Raw genomic sequence first — 21216 nt, 5'->3', positions numbered from 1 at the left:
AGGAGAATGAGAAACTGGCGACGTAAAGCGGTATTGTCGGCTATGCCGGTGATTAAGGAAAATCAGATTCGCACGCCGTGGCATGAGTTCTGGCGGCGTTTCCGTCATCAACATGTGGCGATGTTGGCCGGTGTGTTTGTGCTGCTGCTGATTATTATTGCCTTGTTCGCACCGTATCTGGTTCCCTTTGATGCGGAAAATTACTTTGATTACGACCGCTTGAATGAAGGGCCGTCATGGGTTCACTGGCTCGGCGTCGATTCCCTGGGGCGGGATATTTTTAGCCGCATTTTGCTAGGGGCGCGGATTTCGCTGGCCGCCGGCATTTTCTCCGTATTGGTCGGCATGTTGATCGGCACGGCGCTGGGGCTGTTGGCCGGATACTACGAGGGATGGTGGGATCGGGCGATCATGCGCATTTGTGATGTGTTATTCGCTTTCCCCGGCATTCTGCTGGCGATTGCCGTGGTGGCGATCATGGGCAGCGGTATGGCGAATGTGATTGTCGCGGTGGCCATTTTCAGCATTCCCGCCTTTGCCCGGCTGGTGAGGGGGAACACGCTGGTATTGAAGCAGCAGACCTATATTGAGTCGGCCCGCAGTATCGGCGCGTCCGATTGGACGATTATCTGCCGGCATATTCTGCCCGGAACCGTGTCTTCCATTGTGGTCTACTTCTCCATGCGTATCGGCATGTCGATCATTACGGCGGCCAGTCTCTCCTTTCTGGGGCTCGGCGCGCAGCCGCCGACGCCGGAATGGGGCGCCATGCTCAATGAGGCCCGTTCCGATATGGTGATCGCGCCGCACGTGGCGATTTTCCCCAGTCTGGCCATTTTCTTGACGGTGCTGGCGTTCAATCTGCTGGGGGATGGATTGCGCGATGCGCTGGATCCGAAGTTGAAAGGCTAAACGCATATTTATAACGGCGGCCAGCTCGACTATCCAAGCTGGCCGTTTTTTTTTAGCCTACGCCGCGGTTTATTCGATGGTTTCTGATATTGATATGGCCGATGGGCGACCGGGGGGCCGTTTGCGGCGAACCGGCGACGTATGGGTTGAAGTGCGTTGAGCTATCCTCGGCATAACAACGCTTCACTCTGCATTATTATTGTCGGGTTCTGACGCGCCGTTAAAACGTAAGGCCTGCTGGCGAAACAGTAAAAATGCCAGACGATGTTTACAGTTTGGGCAATAAAGATCTTCCGAAATACGCGGACGTTCAACTTTTCGTATCCATTGCAGAGGGTAGCTACCGTTCTGCTTGTCGGCCAGCCCCCAGTAAACCGGGGTGTAGGAGTCGAAATCCGCATCGCAGAAATCGCATAACACCAGCTCCTGTCCCCACAATTGCCAAACGTTGTATTCATGTTCTCCGCGTTTACACTCTTTCAGTTCGCCACGGACGTGGCCGCAGTCGAAACAGGGCGCGACCGGTATGGGGCGCAGTTCGCCGGCACAGATTGGACATTGGGAGGGCTGCGCAGGATTAGCCATCAAAGTATTCCATTATTCCAGGTGGTTTCGTTTGTGAACTGGTATTTGTAGCTATCGATTCGCCATTGCTGCTGACGTCGAAGGATAATCGCCGGTCAGCTGTTAGCCATCATCCAGGCCAACGCCATAGACGTCGAATTCCCAGCGTATAAATTCATCGGCGCTGCCGGTAAATTCCACTCGTGGAAAGTTGGCGAGTTCCGTGCGTTTTGTCCAGGTAAGATGAACGACGGAAACGCGATCCGCTTCCTGAGTGTGCCGCAACAGAATGTCGTCATTTCTTTCCCGATAGGCGATAACGGCAACATCAACGCCGTGCAGAGAATGCTGTTGCGGCAGTTCTGTTTCATATTCATTCTGAAGCGTTTGCTGTTTCAGGCCTGCGGCATATTCCCAGCCGCAGGGGAGGCGAGGGAGTATAGACATCAATGAAACCTCTATTTTCAATTTAAAACCCGATGGCAACGGAGTACGTTCTCGCTAACCGGGACAGGGTTCTAACGCGCATTGCCTTCCCTGACTCAGAACACAATTATGGATGAGAAAAGCTAACGTTATGAAGCGGATAATACCATCTTTACCACTCAATCCGGGCGATCACCAATGGTTGTGACGCAGAACGTGGGGAAAAGACAGGAAAAAAATAGCAAAAACCTTTTTCGCCAACGTTCATAGAGGGATCGGCCTGAATCCCGGCTTTTTATTGATAGGTTGTTACGCGTCGCGCCGGCGAGACGTATACCAAGCGGTGTTCACGGCGGGTTAATGCCGCGCGGCTAGTACCGGCATCTGAAAATTTTATTGTTTCGAGAGAGATAATCACCAACCGTCACCATACCGAAATGGTTGAAAAACGTACAATTGTTAATATTAACAATACTAATGTTAATGTTATATTTGTAAGTCGTTCTAATGTTTATTAACTTCGGGATCGCTACATACAAGGTCTGTATTCGAAATTGCTAATTAATGCTGCGACGTATTTACCTTTATGGAGGAGACCATCATGCCATCAAGCGGCAACGCGCTTTTGCAAGAGGAAATAACGTTTTCCCGCTCGGTTTTCGCTGTGAATGGAAAGCTGACTTACGAAGAACAGGCGCAGCGCGCCTTGCAAGCGGCGCTGAAAATCAAGGAGCGGCTGCTGGATTCGCCTCAGATAGTGGATACCGAACGGCTGGTCCATCTTCTGGATGTGTATCAGAAATACGGAACCGAGCCCGCCATACTTTTAAGAGCTCGCGTGTTTGAGCAGATTTTGCAAAACAAGACGCTGTTTCTGGATGATAACCCTCTAGTAGGGACGATTACGTCGCATCCCGCCGGGGTTTATGTTTATCCCGAATACGGTTCGGAGTGGATCGCCGAGGAGCTTGACCAGCCGATCGTCTCCCATCTGGGGGAAGTTGCACTTTCCAGAAAGGACCGGGAACTGTTGGCGCAAGCGGCTGCCTATTTTCAAGATAAAAACGCCGAAGCCCGCTCCCGCGAACTGGCGCGCGAGCTTTTGGGGCTTGACCCCAAAGAAGGCGTGGCGGCCGGCCTGTTCACGGAGTCGGCGCGCTACACCGTCGGCGCGGGTAACGTCGATTACGCGAGCTTCATCGACCGGGGGCTGAAAGACGTCATCCGGGAAACCGAAGAGCGCCTTCGCGCGGTTCCCAGAACGGCTGCGGATTCGGATAGGATCGATTACTACAAAGCCAGCCTGATTACGTTAAGAGCGGTGATCGCCCTTGCACATCGCTACGCCGATCTGGCGGAAAACGAAGCGGATAAAACCGGCGATCCCATACGACGCGCCGAACTTCTGGCGATCGCCGAGGTTGCTCGCAACGTGCCGGAAAATCCGCCCAGAAATTTCCGCGAAGCGTTGCAAAGCTGGTGGTTTATCCATCTGGGAATTCAGATCGAGCAAAGTGGCTGCGGTTCGTCCCCCGGCAGGCTGGGGCAGTACCTGAATAAATATTACCAGGCGGATAAAACCGAAAACGGCCTTACCGCCGACCAGGCCAAAAGCTGGCTTAAGGCGCTGTTTGTCAAGATTTTGTCCTATGGGTTCTATCAGGGGGTGATCGCCGCCCGCCAAGGATCGGGCCACACCGGCCACACCATCAATCTGGGCGGACTGGACGCTAGCGGCCGGGATGCGACCACGGAGTTGGATTACATTCTGCTCGATACGCAGATAGAATTGCAGACTATTCAGCCCACCATCACGATTCTTTACCATGACGGTCTCGCGGAGGATTTCCTGCTAAAGGCGATCGATCTTGAACGTACCGGTCTTGGTCAGCCTCAATGGCTGAACAACCGCGTGATCATCGAACGTCTGCTGGCCCGTTACGCCAAGGTTGGCATCACCATTGAAGACGCAAGAAACTGCATCAACATGAGCTGCGTCGCCACCGGCATTGCGGGCAAAACGGCGTTTCTTCACGAAGGCGGTTCGTTTAATCTGGCAAAGGCGCTGGAGCTTGCGCTTCATGACGGCGTCGATCCCGGAACCGGCCTTATCGTCGGCGCGAAAACCGGAGATCCAAGAAATTTCGCTAATTTCGAACAGCTTTATGACGCCTACTCGAAGCAGGTTCTTCACCTTTTTCAGCAGGTGCGGCCGTTGGGATCGCTGTCCAACAAGGCTTTAGGCGATACGGTTCCCGTGCCGTTCCGTTCATCGCTTTATGAAGGTTGCCGCAGGCGCGGCAAGGATATCTACAAAGGCGGGGCGGATTATTACCTCTATTTCGTCATCTCGACGGCGGGTGTGGATGTCGCCAATTCGTTGGCGGCGCTCAGGCATGTGATTTACGACGAGCAAGAAACCGGATGGGACGAGTTGCTGGCCGCTTTGGCCGCCGATTTCGAAGGTTACGACGACCTGCGCGCCAAATTGCTTAAAGCCCCCAAACACGGCAACGGCGATCCCGAAACCGACGCCCTGATCCGCCGCGTGTATGATGATGCTTGGACGCTGTTCCACTCGCTCGACGGCCAGGACAATTTTTTCGGCGACAACGGCGCCAACCTGGAGGCGTTCTCGCTTTCCATCCACAACTACTTCGGCATCCTGACTGGCGCTTTGCCCAACGGGCGCAAGAAAGGCACGCCATTGACCGATGCCAGCGTCTCGGCCACGCCCGGTTCGGATCGAAAAGGGCCTCTCGCCCTTCTGGGCTCAGCCGCACAGGCTTTGGATACGGTTAAATACGGTTCGAACCATTTCAATATGAAGTTCCATCCGCAGGCTTTGGCGGGGATTGGCGGCGCCCGCAAACTTCTGGCGCTGATCAAGGACTATATGGATCGCAACGGGTCGCATATCCAGTTCAATGTGGTTAGTTCGGAAACCTTGCGCAAGGCGCAGGCCAACCCTGAAGAGTACAAGGGCTTGACCGTGCGCGTGGCCGGTTTCTCCGCTTATTTCACCCGCCTCCATAAAGGGGTGCAAGACGAAATCATCGCTCGGACCGAACTCTCGTTTTAACTGGCGGGTTTTAAAACTGTAGAGGCGGTGAGGCGACTCCGCGCCGCCTCTTCTATCAGGGGTAGCGCAATGGAACAGCAGGGCGTTATTTTTGACATTCAGCATTTCAGCTTGCATGACGGGCCTGGCGTGCGTTCGACCGTGTTTTTCAAGGGCTGCCCTTTATCCTGCCTTTGGTGTTCCAATCCGGAATCCCAGCGTAGAAAACCGGAATTGCTGTATTTTGTGGCGAACTGCGTCAGCTGCGGCTCCTGCGTCGCCGTCTGTAAGGCCGGCGCGCTTTCTTTGGGGGAGAAGGGCGTCAGTATTGACCGATCCGTCTGCCAAGGCTGCGGCCTCTGTGTTGAAGCCTGTCCCAATGACGCCCGCAGCCTATCGGGGCGCAAGATGAGCGTTGATGAAATCGTGGACGAAGTGCGCCAGCATTGGCGCATTTTCATGCAAAGCGGAGGCGGCGTTACCTGCAGCGGCGGAGAAATTCTGTCTCAACCCGTTTTCCTGAAAGCGCTATTGCGGAAACTCCACGACGAAATTGGCTTTCATTTATGTCTCGACACCAGCGGCTACGCGCCCTGGTCGACGCTGGAGCCGCTTTTGCCCCACGCCGATATGATCCTTCTGGATTTGAAACATATGGATGCCGCCCGCCATAAAAAGGCGACCGGACGCGATAACAGACGCATTCTGGAAAACGCCCGCAACCTCGGCAAGCGTGGATTTCCCGTACTTGTGCGTTTGCCCCTGATTCCCGGTTTTAACGACGACGACGACAATCTTTCCCGGCTCGGCGCCTTTATGACGGAGGCCGCCCTGCCCGCCATCGAGATTCTGCCTTATCACGAATTTGGTTCTTCTAAATACGAAGCGCTGGGGAAAAGCTACCACGTTTATCAAAATAAGCGCCCCCGAGTCAGGGAAGCCTGCCAGATTCTGTCCGGTTTCGGGCTGAAAGTCGTTTTGAACAAACAGGAAAATAATCAAACCTACGCCTGACGTCTTGGTTTGCGAAAACGCGGGTTGACTTGGCCAGGCAATAACCGATTTCGGCGGACGGATAACGCCAACCGACGGGCATCGCCGATACCAGCGCCGCCGCTATCCCGTCATTATTCGATTCGTTTTACAGGAGGTTCTATATGTCTAATCAGTCTGTGAGCAAAAAGAGGCGGGCCGCCGCCCTGCTGGCGCTGAGCGTAACGCTCATTTTGGGGTTGCCGCCGGCGATTGCCGAATCCGGCGCGGCGCAATCGCTTAAAAGTATTACGCTGCAACTCGACCCCGCCACGGCGGTGGCGCAGGAAAAGGGTTTCTTCAAAGAGGAGTTTGACAAGATCGGCATCGAAGAGGTCAACCTGAGCGCCTCCGGCAGCGCCGAGCTGCTGGGCGCGGAGGCGGCGCACCTCAACCACGGCGGCATCGCGGTGGCGCAGCGCATGATCTATCCGGCGGTGGTGCACCGCGCCAACGGGCTGGATGCCGTCATCGTCTGGGTGTCGGAGCCTTCCGACAAATACCGGACGCCGATAATCGCGCGGGCGGACAACCAGGGGATTAATCAGGTTCAGGATCTGGACGGACGCCGGTTCGCCAGCAGCCGGGTGAGCTGCTACTGGACAGCACCCGCCGAAGTTTTGACCAAGGCGGGGTTGCCGCTGGATTCCCGTAAGCAGCAGGGGCGGATACGCTACCAGTCGATAGATAGCAACGCCGCGGTAGCCGCCGCCTTGTTGAGCGGCTCCATCGATGCGACGGCGGTGCATCTCGGCGCGTCCGGCGCTGCCGCGCTCTATACCTCCGGCCAGGTGAAGGTGATCGGGCGCTCCCCGGATGACGGCGTTTATGTCAACGGCGCCGGCCGGGTTTCCTACTTCGCGATGCGTTCGTTCGCCGAAAATTACCCGCAGGCCATCCAGGCGTTTTTGCAGGCGGTCGATCGCGGCAAAGCGTGGGCGCGGGAGAACCCCGATGAGGCGGCGGCGATCGTCGCCAAAGCCACGCGCGTGCCGGAATCTATCGCCAGATTTCAAATCACCGATCCGTCACAGTACTTCTTTATGCGCGGCGAGGAAGACGCCGATAGCGTGCGCGGCAATATCAAAAACTTCCAGGCTTGGTACATCAAGCACGGGGACGATATCTTGAGCGATCGCCATCTAAGCGATACCCAGGTTGATACGTTGGTCGACGCTCGCTTTTTCAAAGGCGGCGCTTACTCGGCCTATCGCTGACCGCCTCTTATGAACAGGACCGATAACCATGAGTGACGACATTCTTACCGACGCAATGGTGGCAAAGCCTCGCCGCCGTTGGCGAGCGGGGAACTGGATCGGCTTTATCCTGCCGTTGGCGATCTTGTCCGGCTGGCAGGCCGCTTCCTATTATCAGTGGGTTCCGCCGGTATTTCTGCCGTCGCCGGCGCGTACTCTCGCCTCGTTCTGGGACTTGTTGACTAAACAGTCGTTCGAGCAGGATTTTTTTACCAGTATCATGCTTGTTTCGCAGTCGTTCCTGCTCGGCGCGCTGGCCGCGCTGCTGCTGGGGATCGCCGCCGGTATGTCCCGCAAGGTGGAAGTTTTCTTCGGCCCGACGTTCGACACTATCCGTCATATCCCCGGCATCGCCTGGTTGCCGCTGATCATTCTGTGGCTGGGGGTAGGGGCGCCGGCCAAGACGCTGGTGATCGCTAAATCGGTGTTCTTTCCGGTATTTCTCAATACGCTGCAAGGGATCCGCAACGTCGATCGCAATTACATTGAACTGGGGGAGGTGCTGCGTCTGACGCGCGGGCAAACCCTGCGGCGCATCGTGATCCCGGCGGCCTTGCCCAACGTGATGGTGAGCCTGCGCTACAGCGCCGGGCTGGCCTGGGCGCTGGTCGTGGTGGCCGAAGGCATCGCGGGGCAGGTGGGCATCGGCTTTCTGATCTTTCGCGCTCAGTCGCTGCTGCTGACCGACCAGTTGCTGGTCTGCATGGCGACAATCGGCATCGTCGGTTTTCTGATCGACCGGTTGATGCTGGCGTTGCAAAGGCGCGCGCTGGTATGGAAACAGGGCTATGAGGGATAACCCATGACCGAGACATTGTATGTGCGCGGCGTGACCAAGCGCTATTCGCACGACGGCGACGCGCCGCGCGAGGTGCTGCGCGGCATCGATTTAACGGTGGCGCCCGGCGAATTCGTCAGCATTGTTGGGCCGAGCGGTTGCGGCAAGAGCACTCTGCTGCGTCTGATCGTCGGGCTGGATCAAAACTATCAGGGCGAGATTACCCTGGGAACGCGGCGCATTAGCGGCCCCGGCCCAGAGCGCGGCATCGTGTTTCAGGACCATCGTTTGCTGCCGTGGCTGACGCTGGAGGAGAACATTGCTCTGGCGGTGGAGAATGTCTCCTGGCCGGCGGCGCGAAAACGCGACACGGTGCGCGAACATATTAAACTCGTCGGACTATCGGGCTATGAGCACGCCTTTCCCCACCAGCTTTCCGGCGGTATGGCGCAGCGCGCCGCCATTGCCCGCGGGCTGGTGGCGCGCCCGGAAGTGCTGTTGCTTGATGAACCGCTGGGCGCATTGGACGCGCTGACGCGAACCCGCTTGCAGGATGAATTGCTGCATATCTGGGAGCATGAGCGCACCAGCATGATTCTGGTTACGCACGATATTGAGGAAGCGATCTATTTGAGTCATCGCGTCATGGTGTTGCACTCGCATCCGGGACAAATAGCCAAGGTGGTGGAAGTGTCGCTGCCCTCGCCGCGAGATCGCGCCAGCTATGCGTTTACCGACCTGCGGCGCGAGGTATTGGCCGCGATGACGCCGGCCGGCGCGCAACGTGAAGCGGCGGCGGCCGGGTAACGAATCCCGGCTTCCCCCCTCGCCAGTCTCTTATATACAAATATAAGGCTGATGGCGGATTCTGCCGTTACCCGGCGGAAACAAATATGCAGCGCTGACCTTGACCGCCCCGTGCCGGACGCGTGCTTTGAGGCCGTATGAAAATAGCGCGGCCTAAGCCGCGCGGTTTTGTGGAGAGAAAAATCAGAACGAGGTGCGTTTGTAGCTGCGGTACTGCGGCTGCCAGAAGTTATGCTCGATGGATTTCGCCAGCGCGTCGGCGGAGGTGACTACGGCTACCCCCTGCAACTGGGCCGCTTTACCGACTTCCAGCGCGATGCGTTTCGATACGCTCTGGATATCGGCGATATCCGGCAGTAACGCGCCTTCGCCGTGAGTCGCCAGCGGAGAGCAGTCCGCCAGCGCGCGGCTGGCCGCCATCAGCATGCCGTCGGTAATGCGGGTCGCGCCCGAGGCCAGCACGCCTAAGCCGATACCTGGGAAGATAAAGGAGTTATTGCACTGGGCGATGGCGTAAACCTTATCCTGATAGTTAACCGGCGCGAACGGACTTCCGGTGGCCACTAGCGCGGTGCCTTCCGTCCAGCGAATGATGTCTTCCGGACGGGCTTCCACGCGAGACGTCGGGTTAGACAGCGGCATAACGATCGGCCGCGCGCAGTGCTTGTGCATCTCGCGGATGATCTCTTCCGTAAACAGACCCGGCTGGCCGGAAACGCCGATCATGATGGTCGGTTTGGCGTTGCTTACCACTTCCAGCAGCGAGATCGCGTCGCTGGTGACGTCCCAGTGAGCCAGTCGTTCGCTTTTCTGCACCAGTTTGCTTTGGAATTCAAGCAGGTTCGGCAGTTTGTCGGTCAGCAGACCGAAACGATCAACCATAAATACGCGGGCGCGGGCCTCTTCTTCGCTCAGACCTTCCGATTTCATCTGGGCGATGATCTGCTCGGCAATACCGCATCCCGCAGAGCCCGCGCCGAGGAAGACCACGGTCTGATCGCGCAACTGGCTGCCGGCAGCGCGGCTGGCGGCGATCAGACTGCCCAGCGTTACCGCGGCGGTTCCCTGGATATCGTCATTGAAGCTACAGATTTCGTCACGGTAGCGATTCAGCAGCGGGGTGGCATTCTTCTGGGCGAAATCTTCGAACTGCAGCAGCACGTTCGGCCAACGGCGTTTAACCGCCTGGATGAATTCATCAACGAATTGGTAATATTCGTCATCGGTGATACGCGGATGACGCCAGCCCATATACAGCGGATCGTTCAGGCGCTGCGGGTTGTTGGTGCCGACATCCAGCACTACAGGCAGCGTATAGGCCGGGCTGATGCCCCCGCAGGCGGTATATAGCGACAGTTTACCAATCGGAATGCCCATACCGCCGATGCCCTGGTCGCCCAGGCCCAGAATACGTTCGCCGTCGGTAACCACGATAACCTTGACGTTCTGCTTGGTGGCGTTTTGCAGCATATCGTCGATGTTGGCGCGGTTGGGGTAAGCGATAAACAGACCGCGCGCCCGGCGGTAAATATCGGAGAAATGCTCACAGGCTTCGCCCACGGTCGGCGTATAGATGATGGGCATCAATTCGCTGAGATGCGCATCCAGCAAGCGATAGAACAGCGTTTCGTTGGTGTCTTGTATATTGCGCAAATAGACATGCTTTTCGATATCGTTTTTGAATTCCTGACACTGCCGCCAGGCGCGTTCAGCCTGTTCTTCAATTGTTTCTACCGCTTCCGGCAATAAACCATGCAGATTAAAGTTGGCGCGTTCTTCTTCTGTAAATGCGCTGCCTTTATTTAGTAAGGGAAATTCAAGAAGTATTGGACCAGCATAAGGGATATAGAGAGGACGTTTACTTTCGTATTCTAATTCCATGACTTTTTTACTCTTTTGGTGACGGAAACGAATTTAGGTGGTAGTGCGAAATTATTGCAGTCCCGATCTTAAATTACCCGTGAAATATGTACAGATAATGTTAATTAAAATAGTTACATATGACTTGCGTCAATAAATATAAAAAGCTGTAACGATTCAACAGCTTCTAATTAACCTCGTTACTCATTTTATTAATCAGATGAAATGTAATGTGACATTTTTACAGCCGAGTTCATTTAATATCGCTTTGGCGATCGCCCATTGGCTTATGGCGACGTTACGGCGTTCGACAACGGCCGCCCGGCGTATTTCCGTGTGCTTCTCGCCGGCCAGATTCATCAGATTAAGCGCCGCCTGCAAAGGAGGAAGGCTGGGATTGAATGCCGCATTTTCGGCGTAGCGGCCGGTATAGATATTACCGCCGGCCGTTGCTAATGCAACGCCGCTTATCGCCTGGCTGTACGGCGCGTGGCTATGATTGGCGGCTTCCAGTGCGGCAACGGATAAGGGATCGCTATCCGGCAGCGTATAGGCGTGGTCGACTTCATCCATTAACCGCGTGCTGATGTTCAGAGTGTCGGGGCCGAACGAATCGGGGAGATAATGGCCGAGCAGCGCGGGCTGACGTCCCGGCAATTGGATGCGTAAAGAAGACGCGGCGTTTAGTTCATTCATAAACTGCCGGCAATGGCCGCACGGCGTGTAATTCACCGTTATCGAACGCAGCGCCCGTTCATTGCGCAACCAGGCGTGGGTAATGGCGCTTTGCTCGGCATGTACCGTTTGCTGCAACTGCGCCCCGCTGAACTCCATGTTGGCGCCGAAATAAAAACTGCCGCTGACGCCCTGGGCGATCGCGCCCACAGAAAAATGAGAAATGCGCGGCAGGGCGTAGGCGGCCGCCAGCGGCAGCAGCGCAAACGCCAGGTCATTGCCGTCCAGCCGGGCGGCGGCGCCCAACATTTTCACTTCATCAGCAGTCAACATGGCGGCAAAGTTCCGCCTGTCCAGAATAGGCTTAAGCGCGGATTGCAAACGAGCCGGTAATTGTTGGAATGCGTCATTAAATCGTGGGTGCATAGCGGCCTATCTCTTTGAACCAATACAGGCAACCATAATAGGAATCAGATAAATAATAAATAGTGATATATATCTCGTTATCTATGAAACAAATGAAATTGATATTATCAATATGAGGTGTAAATCAAATCGTGCGAGGGATGGCGGCAATAGACGCGGGATGAGGAAATAGTTTTTACGGGTTAAAGCGCCGAGCTTTAACCCGTATGGAAAGCTGGAAGGTTATTTAAAAAACGCCAGCAGGATGGGGAAAATAAACGGCGCCAGCAGCGAGGTGATAATCCCGCAGATGACCAGCGCCAGCGAGCTGAAAGCGCCTTCCTGAAAATCCGCCTCGGCACAGCGTGCGGTGCCCAGGGCGTGCGAGGCGGTGCCCATTGACAGGCCGCGCGCCGCTTTGGTTCTAATGCCGACGCGGTCGAACAGGCTATGGCCGGTTACGGCGCCCACGATACCCACGAAAATCACGCATACCGCGCTGATGGCGGGAATGCCGCCGATCGAACTGGCTACCGCCATGGCGATTGGCGTGGTAACGGATTTTGGCAGTACGGAGGCGGCGATTTCAGTCGACGCGCCCAGCCATAGCGCGACCAGCGTCCCGGAGACGATAGCGGCGACGCTGCCGATGAAGCAGACGCTGATGATGGATTTCCAACGGGCCCGAATCTGGTGCAACTGCTCATACAGCGGGAAGGCCAGGGCGACGACCGCGGGTTGAAGCAGATCGTTGAGCACTTCGCTGCCTTTAAAGTAGTGGTCGTAAGGGATCCGCAGCAGCAGCAACAAGGGAATAATAATAGCCATCGAAACCAGTAACGGGTTCAGCAACGATATTTTTGTCCACGCCGCCAGCTTCCGGGCGGCAAAAAAGACCAGCAGCGTAAGTGGCAATGACCACCATATATAGGCGAGCATTATTCTTTATCCTTGGGTAATAATTCTTTTTCGCCAGCGATAGCGTGTTCTCTCTGCATAAGTTGCGTGCTGAAACCGACGACGAGCATCACAAAAAAGGTACTGATCAGACAGGAGATAACAATCGGGCCGAACTGTTGGCTGAGCAGATCGTAATAGTTCATCACGCCCACCCCGATCGGAACAAACAGCATCGCCATATGGCGAATAAACATATGGCAACCGGGTCTGACCCAGTCCGACGGCAGGATCTGCGAAGCGAGAAGCGAGAATAAAATCAGCATGCCGATAATGCTGCCGGGAATAACAATCGGGAGTAGCGCGGATATCGCATTGCCTGCCAGCAGACAGAGGTAAATCAATGCGAAAGCGCGTAAATACTGCCAGCAAAGGGTGATCGTATTACGCATGGGGAAGTCCTGATTAACTGATGGGCTAATCATAACGCTAATATAATTAGTGTGCCACCGATCACAACTTTCCCCTCGCTACATTAATTTGCGCCTTGAGTCGGATCGGCGATATTTTGTTCATTCGTTAAATAAATAACGCGCGGATAGGGCTTCGGCGATAGCATCGGTAAGCCGGCGCAACTGCGCCGGCTGAATAATAAATGGCGGCATCAGATAAATGAGTTTACCGAATGGACGGATCCATACGCCGCGCTCAACGAAAAAGTGTTGTAAACGCGCCATATTGACCGGTCGGCGCGTTTCCACTACGCCAATTGCGCCCAGCACGCGCACATCCGCCACCTCGGGGCAGGCGGATAAAGGCGTCAGCGCCTGACGCAACTGCTGCTCGATAGCCGTTACCTGCTGCGGCCAGCGGTTCTCCGCCAGCAGCGCCAGACTGGCGTTGGCCGCCGCACAGGCCAGCGGATTGCCCATAAACGTCGGGCCATGCATAAAACAGCCCGCCGCGCCGTTACTGATGGTTTCCGCAACCTGGCGGGTGGCGAGCGTGGCGGAGAGCGTCAGATAGCCGCCGGTCAGCGCTTTACCCAGGCACATGATATCCGGCGCGATCCCCGCATGCTCACAGGCGAACAGCTTGCCGGTCCGGCCGAATCCGGTGGCGATCTCATCGGCAATCAGCAGCAGACCGTATTGGTCGCAGAGTTCCCGGACCTGCCGCAGATAACGCGGATGATAAAAACGCATGCCGCCGGCGCCCTGTACGATAGGCTCCAGCACCACCGCCGCCACCTGCTGCGCATGTTCGGCCAACTGAGCGCGCAGCGGGGCGAGATCTTCTTCATCCCAGACGCCGTCAAACCGGCACTGCGGCGCATCGACGAACAGATGCCGGGGCAGATAGCCCTGATACAGACTGTGCATCGAATTTTGCGGATCGCAGACCGACATCGCGCCGAAGGTATCGCCGTGATAGCCGTGGCGCAGCGTCAGAAAGCGCTGACGATTCTGACCGCGGGACTGCCAGTACTGCAACGCCATTTTCAGCGCCACTTCGACGGCCACCGAGCCGGAGTCCGCCAAAAACACGCATTCCAGCGCCTCCGGCGTGATAGCCGTCAGCCGACGGCACAGCGCCACCGCCTGCGGGTGGGTAATGCCGCCGAACATTACGTGCGACATTTGCGACATCTGCTGCTGCAACGCTTGATTGATGGCCGGATGGTTATAACCGTGGATCGCCGCCCACCAGGAGGACATGCCGTCTACCAGGCGGCGTCCATTATCAAGCTGAAGCTCGGCGCCCTCGGCCGCGACGACCGGATAGCAGGGCAACGGCCGGGTCATTGACGTGTAAGGGTGCCAGATGTGGCGTTGGTCAAAGGCGAGATCGGCAGGGGTCATCATCATCTTTCGTAAACTAAAATAGCATTGAGTTGGTTGACAGTATAAAGGGTTAATTTAAACTGACGAAGTGTTTTTATTTTGGAGATGCCGACATGGCAGACCGCATTCACTGGACGCTTGAGCAAGCGCAAAATCTCTTCGATAAGCCCTTTCTGGAACTGATGTTTGAAGCCCAGCAGGTTCACCGCCAGCATTTCGATCCCCGGCAGGTGCAGGTGAGCACGCTGTTGTCGATTAAAACCGGAGCCTGTCCTGAAGACTGTAAATATTGCCCGCAAAGCTCCCGCTACCGCACGGGGATTGAAACCGAACGGCTGATGCAGGTGGATCAGGTGTTGGCGTCCGCCCGTCAGGCGAAGGCCGCGGGCTCGACCCGTTTCTGCATGGGCGCCGCCTGGAAGAATCCGCATGAGCGCGACATGCCGTATCTGGAAAAGATGGTGCAGGGCGTAAAGGCGCTGGGCATGGAAACCTGCATGACGCTGGGAACGTTGAACGGCGATCAGGCGGAGCGTCTGGCTTCGGCCGGTCTGGATTTTTATAACCACAATCTGGACACCTCGCCCGAATTTTACGGCAGCATCATCACTACCCGCAGCTATCAGGAGCGGTTGGATACGCTGGATAAGGTGCGTAACGCCGGGATCAAAGTGTGCTCCGGCGGCATCGTCGGTCTGGGGGAAACGGTGCGCGACCGCGCGGGCCTGCTGGTGCAGTTGGCTAACCTGCCTAAGCCGCCGGAAAGCGTGCCGATCAATATGCTGGTCAAGGTAAAAGGTACGCCGCTGGCCGATAACGAGGACGTCGATCCGTTCGATTTCATCCGCACCATCGCCGTGGCCCGCATCATGATGCCGACGTCATACGTGCGCTTATCCGCCGGACGCGAGCAGATGAACGAACAGACGCAGGCGATGTGCTTTATGGCCGGCGCCAACTCCATTTTCTATGGCTGCAAACTGCTCACCACGCCGAACCCCAAAGAGGACAAAGATTTGGCGCTGTTCCGCAAGCTGGGGCTGAATCCGCAGCAGACCGAGATCGAATACGGCGACAATCAACAGCAGGAGCGGCTGACGCAGCAGTTAACCACCCATGCCGATACGGACCAGTTCTACAATGCCGCGGTATAAAAAAATGCCGCGATATAAGGAACATCGCCGCGGTAAGGCGGATCCCAAAGGGCGGATGAGCCAATGAGCTGGCAACAACGTATTGCGTCGGCGTTGGAACAGCGCCGCCAGGATGACGCCTACCGGACGCGGCAGGCGAATCAGGGGGGGAATGGCCGTTGGCTGGAACTGGAGGGACAGCGCTACATCAATTTTTCCAGCAATGACTATCTGGGGTTGAGCCGTCATCCCGATATCATTCAGGCCTGGCGGCAGGGGGCGGAGCGCTATGGCGTCGGCAGCGGCGGCTCCGGCCATGTCACCGGTTATACCGACGCCCACGCGCGGCTGGAACGGCAACTGGCCGACTGGCTGGGCTATCCGCGCGCGCTGTTATTTATTTCCGGTTATGCCGCGAATCAGGCGGTGGTGGCGGCGTTGACCCAGAAGGGCGACCGTATTCTGGCCGATAGGCTGAGCCATGCCTCTTTGCTGGAGGCTGCCGCGCATTCGCCGGCAACCTTGCGGCGCTTTATCCACAACGATGAAGATTCGTTGCGGCAACTGTTGGAGAAAACGGCCGAGGGGCAAGCGCTGGCGATGACCGAGGGCGTCTTCAGCATGGACGGCGACGCCGCGCCGCTCGCGCCGCTGCATGCGCTGTGCCGTGAACATGGCGCATGGCTGATGGTGGATGATGCGCACGGCATCGGCGTCCAGGGGGATGAAGGGCGGGGGAGCTGTTGGTCGCAGGGCGTAAAGCCCGAACTCTTGATCGTCACTTTCGGCAAAGCCTTCGGCGTCAGCGGCGCCGCCGTGCTATGCGCGGAACCGCTGGCGGAATATCTGCTGCAATTTGCCCGCCATTTAATTTACAGCACCTCCATGCCCGCGGCGCAGGCGTGCGCATTGAGCGCGTCGCTGGCGTGTATCCGGCAGGGCGAGGCGTTGCGCGCGCAGCTACGGCGCAATATCGCCCAGTTCCGTGCCGGTTGCGATGCCGCCGCTTTCCAACTGATGGATTCCCAATGCGCCATTCAGCCGCTGGTGGTGGGCGACAATGCCCGCGCATTGGCGTTGACGGCGCGAGTTCGCGCGCAGGGGCTGTGGGTCAGTGCGATGCGTCCTCCCACGGTTCCCCCCGGCAGCGCCCGGCTAAGGATTACGCTGACGGCGGCGCACCGGCCGGAAGATATCGAACGGCTGTTGACGGTGCTGCATCATGCTGTCTGACGCGCATACGCATAACAAACAGGCTATTGCCCGGGCTTTTGGCCGGGCGGCCGCCAGCTATGACCGCTTTGCCGCGCTGCAACGCGCCAGCGGCGAGCGATTACTCAACATGATCGCGGCTCACAACGGGCGGCAGGTGCTGGATGCCGGCTGCGGAACCGGGTATTTCAGCCGTTGCTGGCAGCAGTTGGGGAAAAGCGTGACGGCGCTGGATCTATCCGCGGAGATGCTGGCCTGCGCCGCAGAACGGCGCTCCGCCGCGCGTTATGTGCTGGGGGACATAGAAAATCTGCCGCTGGCGGATTGCAGCGTGGACATCAGCTACAGCAATCTGGCGGTGCAGTGGTGCGATGATCTGCCTGCGGCGTTGGCCGAATTCCACCGGGTTACCCGCGCCGGCGGCGCGATCGCATTTTCCACGCTGGCGGAAGGCTCGCTGATTGAGCTGGCTCAGGCCTGGCAGCGTTTGGACGGCACCCGCCGGGTGAATCGGTTTCTGCCCGTTTCCGCCATTGAAGCCGCTTGCCGCCCTTATCGTTACCAACTTCATCAGGAATGCGTCACCTGCTGTTTTCCTGATGTGCCGGCCTTGCTCAAATCGCTGAAAGGTATCGGCGCCACCTGGCTGCATCAGGGGCGGACGCCCGGTTTGCTCAGCCGTAAGCGTCTTGCGGCGCTCTCCGCGTCGTACCCGCCGCGAGAGGATGGCTACCCGCTTAGTTATCAACTGGTTTATGGAGTAATTTATCGTGACTAGACGCTGGTTTGTGACAGGAACCGATACGGAGGTCGGTAAAACGGTTGCCAGCAGCGCGTTGTTGCAAGCCGCTAATCAGGCCGGATACCGCACCGCGGGGTATAAGCCGGTGGCATCCGGCTGTGACGTTACGCCGGAAGGAATACGTAACGGCGATGCGTTATCGCTTCAGGCTAATAGCAGCGTGCGGCTTGATTACCATGCCGTCAATCCGGTGGCGTTCGTCGAGCCGACGTCGCCGCATATCGTCAGCGCCGCGCAACGGCGGCCGATTCGGCTGGCTGAGCTTTCCGCCGGGCTGCAAGCGCTGGCAGCGCAGGCCGACTGGCTGCTGGTGGAAGGCGCCGGAGGCTGGCTGACGCCGCTGTCGGAGCGGGAAACCTTTGCTGACTGGGTGGCGCGGGAACAACTGCCGGTTATTTTGGTGGTGGGGATCAAACTCGGCTGCATTAATCACGCGTTGCTGACCGCCTGCGCCGTCAGACAGGCCGGGCTGACGCTCAGCGGCTGGATCGCCAACGATATTATGCCGCCGGGAAAACGGCATCAGGAATATCTGTCCAGCTTACGACAGCGGTTGTCTGCGCCGATGCTGGGGGAAATTCCGCATTTGGCCGATCCCCTGTCGCGAAATTTAGGACAGTATGTCGATTTGACTCGGCTGGCGTAACGTAAATTTTCCCATCGGCAATCCTAAATAGTAAATAGGGGATGGCGTTAATAGTATATTTTATCGCTATTCCCGCGCTGATAATTAGCGTCATATTCATCAGCGCCCGGTAGAAAAAATATCTTGAAATTCGCATCTTAGCCCTTGACAGCGTGGGCTATGCGCGTATCTGTCAGTTCCCGCGCTTATCGTTTTTTCACCTAATATTTATCAGATAAATTGCAGAAAAAAGGTGAAGAAAACCTATATCGATACCTCTATTATGTGACGATAGTATTTCGGCAGCGCAGAGCGGATGCGGGGTTGTGGGGGTTATCCACTATTTCTGTGGATAACTGTGTGCATTAGAGATAGAAAAACCATGCCAGGCGAGAAACGACGCGGGTTCCCGCCAGGTTGACGTTATTCTCTGCTTTTTTGTTAACTCTTTTTAAATCATTGCGTTATTTAAAATCAAGTCCCTTTCCCGTTGATGACATGCAGTTGCATAAATTAGCGGCAGCGACTATCTCCTATTCATTAGCAAAATTATTAATCTGGGGATAAATATTTTACCGGCGAACTGAAAACCGATGTGTTGGCAAGCCGGTTGGTGGATTAATCGCGCGCGCGGATCATAATCCCCTTGATGCTGTTTTTATATCCAGTATCATGGTGGTGGCAAAGCCTGAGATTGATTTCCATAATACTGTGAGTGCCGACGATAGCCATCCGGTTCCATTCGCTTGACATCCGGCAGCCCATCCAAGAGAAACGTATTCGATTATGAGTAAAGTATTCAAACTGAATTCCGAATTTAAACCAGCGGGCGATCAGCCGGAAGCCATTCGCCGTTTAAAGGAAGGGTTAGAGGATGGATTGGCGCATCAGACGCTGTTGGGCGTAACCGGATCGGGTAAAACCTTTACCATCGCCAACGTGATCGCCGATCTGAACCGTCCCACCATGGTGCTGGCCCCCAATAAAACGCTGGCCGCCCAGCTTTACGGGGAAATGAAGGCGTTTTTCCCGGATAACGCGGTGGAATATTTCGTCTCTTATTACGACTACTATCAGCCGGAAGCCTATGTGCCGAGTTCCGATACCTTCATTGAGAAGGATGCGTCGGTCAACGAACATATTGAGCAGATGCGGCTCTCGGCGACCAAAGCCATGCTGGAGCGGCGCGACGTGGTGGTGGTCGCCTCGGTTTCCGCCATTTATGGTTTGGGCGATCCCGATCTGTATCTGAAAATGATGCTGCATCTGACGAAGGGGATGCTTATCGACCAGCGCGCGATTTTGCGGCGTCTGGCGGAGCTGCAATATACCCGTAACGATCAGGCGTTTCAGCGCGGAACCTTCCGCGTTCGGGGCGAAGTGATTGATATTTTCCCTGCCGAGTCCGACGAGGTGGCGCTGCGCGTCGAGCTGTTTGATGAGGAGGTGGAACGCCTGTCGCTGTTCGACCCGTTGACCGGGCAGATTCTGCAAACCGTGCCGCGCTATACCATCTATCCGAAAACGCACTATGTGACGCCGCGCGAGCGTATCTTGCAGGCGATGGAGGATATCAAGGTTGAACTGGCCGAACGCCGCAAAATACTGCTGGCGAACGATAAGCTGGTGGAAGAGCAGCGGCTGAGCCAGCGAACGCAGTTTGACCTGGAAATGATGAACGAGCTTGGTTATTGCTCGGGGATCGAAAACTACTCGCGCTATCTCTCCGGGCGCGGGCCCGGAGAGCCGCCGCCGACCCTGTTTGACTATCTGCCGGCCGATGGGCTGCTGGTGGTCGACGAATCGCACGTCACCATCCCGCAGATTGGCGGTATGTACCGCGGCGACCGGGCGCGCAAAGAAACGCTGGTGGAGTACGGCTTCCGCCTGCCGTCGGCGTTGGATAACCGGCCGCTGAAGTTCGAGGAGTTTGAGGCGCTGGCGCCGCAGACCATTTATGTATCGGCGACGCCGGGCAACTATGAGTTGGAAAAATCCGGCGGCGAAGTGATCGATCAGGTGGTGCGGCCCACCGGCCTGCTCGATCCGGTGCTGGAGGTCAGGCCGGTCGCCACCCAGGTGGACGATTTGCTGTCGGAGATCCGGTTGCGCGCCGCCGTGAACGAGCGGGTGCTGGTCACCACGCTGACCAAACGAATGGCGGAAGATTTGACGGAATATCTGGAAGAGCACGGCGAGCGGGTGCGTTATCTGCACTCTGATATCGATACGGTGGAGCGCGTCGAGATTATCCGCGATCTGCGGCTTGGCGAGTTTGACGTGCTGGTGGGCATCAACCTGTTGCGGGAAGGGCTGGATATGCCGGAAGTGTCGCTGGTGGCGATTCTGGATGCCGATAAAGAAGGTTTCCTGCGTTCCGAGCGCTCGCTGATTCAGACCATCGGTCGTGCGGCGCGAAACCTGAACGGTAAAGCCATTCTGTATGGCGACAGAATTACGCCGTCCATGGAACGGGCGATTAGCGAAACGGAACGCCGGCGTGAGAAACAGCAGGCTTACAACCATGAACACGGCATCGTACCGCAGGGGTTGAATAAGAAAATCGCCGATATTCTGCAATTGGGCCAGCCGAACCATAAAGGCAAAGGGCGAGGTAAAAAAGCCGCCGAGCCGGCTGCGGGCTATCAGTTAATGACGCCGAAAGCGCTGGAACAGAAGATTCGCGAGCTGGAAAGCAAGATGATGACGCATGCGCAGAATCTGGAATTTGAAGAGGCTGCCGAACTGCGCGATCAGGTTCAGGCTTTGCGAGCACAGTTTATCGCCGCGTCCTGACCGTTTGCGCCGCAAGCCCGCCGCGCCTGGGCCGAATGCGGGCTGCGGCATAGCATAGAAATGGCGGCATTCCGGCGCACGAAACGGTTTCTGCCTCTGCATAAATAAAGGCAGGCCGGCGGCAAGCGAGC

18 protein-coding genes are annotated in these 21216 nt (G+C 56.7%); 11 read left to right on the top strand and 7 right to left on the bottom strand.

The genetic code is table 11. The features are described from left to right. Positions 1–6 precede the first annotated feature (6 nt). On the top strand, positions 7–912 hold the full coding sequence (gene gsiD / locus HC231_RS14360) for a glutathione ABC transporter permease GsiD (RefSeq protein WP_208227301.1): 906 nt from the start codon (positions 7–9) through the stop codon (positions 910–912). Between the two features lie 183 nt (positions 913–1095). Here gsiD and HC231_RS14355 read toward each other — a convergent pair whose 3' ends face one another. Both HC231_RS14355 and HC231_RS14350 read right to left on the bottom strand, forming a co-directional pair. Continuing rightward, positions 1096–1497 (bottom strand): hypothetical protein, encoded by a 402-nt coding sequence (locus tag HC231_RS14355; RefSeq protein WP_208227300.1) that lies wholly within the window; start codon positions 1495–1497, stop codon positions 1096–1098. Between the two features lie 102 nt (positions 1498–1599). Further along, positions 1600–1923, bottom strand: a complete 324-nt coding sequence (locus HC231_RS14350; RefSeq protein WP_208227299.1) for a hypothetical protein — start codon at positions 1921–1923, stop codon at positions 1600–1602. 580 nt (positions 1924–2503) lie between these two features. Between HC231_RS14350 and HC231_RS14345 the strand changes: the two genes are divergently transcribed. From HC231_RS14345 to HC231_RS14325, 5 genes are all read left to right on the top strand, one after another. Continuing rightward, positions 2504–4984 carry a glycyl radical protein gene (locus tag HC231_RS14345; protein WP_208227298.1) on the top strand — a complete coding sequence of 827 codons (2481 nt, stop codon included), beginning with the start codon at positions 2504–2506 and terminating at the stop codon, positions 4982–4984. Between the two features lie 69 nt (positions 4985–5053). Next, positions 5054–5977, top strand: a complete 924-nt coding sequence (locus tag HC231_RS14340) for a glycyl-radical enzyme activating protein (protein ID WP_208227297.1) — start codon at positions 5054–5056, stop codon at positions 5975–5977. A 143-nt stretch (positions 5978–6120) separates the two neighbouring features. Next, positions 6121–7212 (top strand): ABC transporter substrate-binding protein, encoded by a 1092-nt coding sequence (locus HC231_RS14335; RefSeq protein WP_208227296.1) that lies wholly within the window; start codon positions 6121–6123, stop codon positions 7210–7212. 28 nt (positions 7213–7240) lie between these two features. Beyond that, positions 7241–8050 carry an ABC transporter permease gene (locus HC231_RS14330; RefSeq protein ID WP_208227295.1) on the top strand — a complete coding sequence of 270 codons (810 nt, stop codon included), beginning with the start codon at positions 7241–7243 and terminating at the stop codon, positions 8048–8050. 3 nt (positions 8051–8053) lie between these two features. Continuing rightward, positions 8054–8836, top strand: a complete 783-nt coding sequence (locus tag HC231_RS14325) for an ABC transporter ATP-binding protein (protein WP_208227294.1) — start codon at positions 8054–8056, stop codon at positions 8834–8836. 183 nt (positions 8837–9019) lie between these two features. Here the strand turns inward: HC231_RS14325 and HC231_RS14320 are convergent, their stop codons facing one another. From HC231_RS14320 to bioA, 5 genes are all read right to left on the bottom strand, one after another. Next, on the bottom strand, positions 9020–10717 hold the full coding sequence (locus tag HC231_RS14320; RefSeq protein WP_208227293.1) for an NAD-dependent malic enzyme: 1698 nt from the start codon (positions 10715–10717) through the stop codon (positions 9020–9022). Between the two features lie 195 nt (positions 10718–10912). Then, positions 10913–11797: a cytidine deaminase gene (cdd, locus tag HC231_RS14315; RefSeq protein WP_208227292.1), complete on the bottom strand. Its 885-nt coding sequence runs from the start codon at positions 11795–11797 to the stop codon at positions 10913–10915. A 222-nt stretch (positions 11798–12019) separates the two neighbouring features. Beyond that, the gene (locus HC231_RS14310) at positions 12020–12715 is read right to left on the bottom strand and encodes a CidB/LrgB family autolysis modulator (RefSeq protein WP_208227291.1); all 696 of its coding nucleotides are present in this window, start codon (positions 12713–12715) and stop codon (positions 12020–12022) included. Next, the gene (locus HC231_RS14305) at positions 12715–13125 is read right to left on the bottom strand and encodes a CidA/LrgA family protein (protein ID WP_208227290.1); all 411 of its coding nucleotides are present in this window, start codon (positions 13123–13125) and stop codon (positions 12715–12717) included. Before HC231_RS14305 ends, HC231_RS14310 begins: the two co-directional genes overlap by 1 nt. Before the next feature lie 120 nt (positions 13126–13245). Further along, positions 13246–14535 (bottom strand): adenosylmethionine--8-amino-7-oxononanoate transaminase, encoded by a 1290-nt coding sequence (gene bioA, locus HC231_RS14300; RefSeq protein ID WP_208231342.1) that lies wholly within the window; start codon positions 14533–14535, stop codon positions 13246–13248. A gap of 95 nt (positions 14536–14630) precedes the next feature. On the opposite strand from bioA, the gene bioB reads away from it, so the two are divergent. From bioB to uvrB, 5 genes are all read left to right on the top strand, one after another. Further along, entirely contained in the window at positions 14631–15671 is a 1041-nt protein-coding gene (gene bioB, locus HC231_RS14295) for a biotin synthase BioB (protein ID WP_208227289.1), read from the top strand. 63 nt (positions 15672–15734) lie between these two features. Continuing rightward, positions 15735–16883: an 8-amino-7-oxononanoate synthase gene (gene bioF / locus HC231_RS14290; protein WP_208227288.1), complete on the top strand. Its 1149-nt coding sequence runs from the start codon at positions 15735–15737 to the stop codon at positions 16881–16883. Continuing rightward, positions 16873–17640, top strand: coding sequence for a malonyl-ACP O-methyltransferase BioC (bioC, locus tag HC231_RS14285; protein ID WP_208227287.1), 768 nt, complete (start codon positions 16873–16875; stop codon positions 17638–17640). The genes bioF and bioC overlap by 11 nt, the downstream gene beginning before the upstream one ends. After that, positions 17633–18310 (top strand): dethiobiotin synthase, encoded by a 678-nt coding sequence (gene bioD / locus HC231_RS14280; RefSeq protein ID WP_208227286.1) that lies wholly within the window; start codon positions 17633–17635, stop codon positions 18308–18310. Before bioC ends, bioD begins: the two co-directional genes overlap by 8 nt. Positions 18311–19075: 765 nt before the next feature. Next, positions 19076–21085: an excinuclease ABC subunit UvrB gene (gene uvrB / locus HC231_RS14275; RefSeq protein ID WP_208227285.1), complete on the top strand. Its 2010-nt coding sequence runs from the start codon at positions 19076–19078 to the stop codon at positions 21083–21085. The last annotated feature ends 131 nt before the right edge of the window (positions 21086–21216 follow it).

Origin of the sequence: Brenneria izadpanahii (genome assembly GCF_017569925.1) — a bacterium.
GTDB lineage: Bacteria > Pseudomonadota > Gammaproteobacteria > Enterobacterales > Enterobacteriaceae > Brenneria > Brenneria izadpanahii.
Note: the sequence above shows the minus strand (reverse complement) of the source record. Positions and strands in the feature narration are given on the sequence as shown.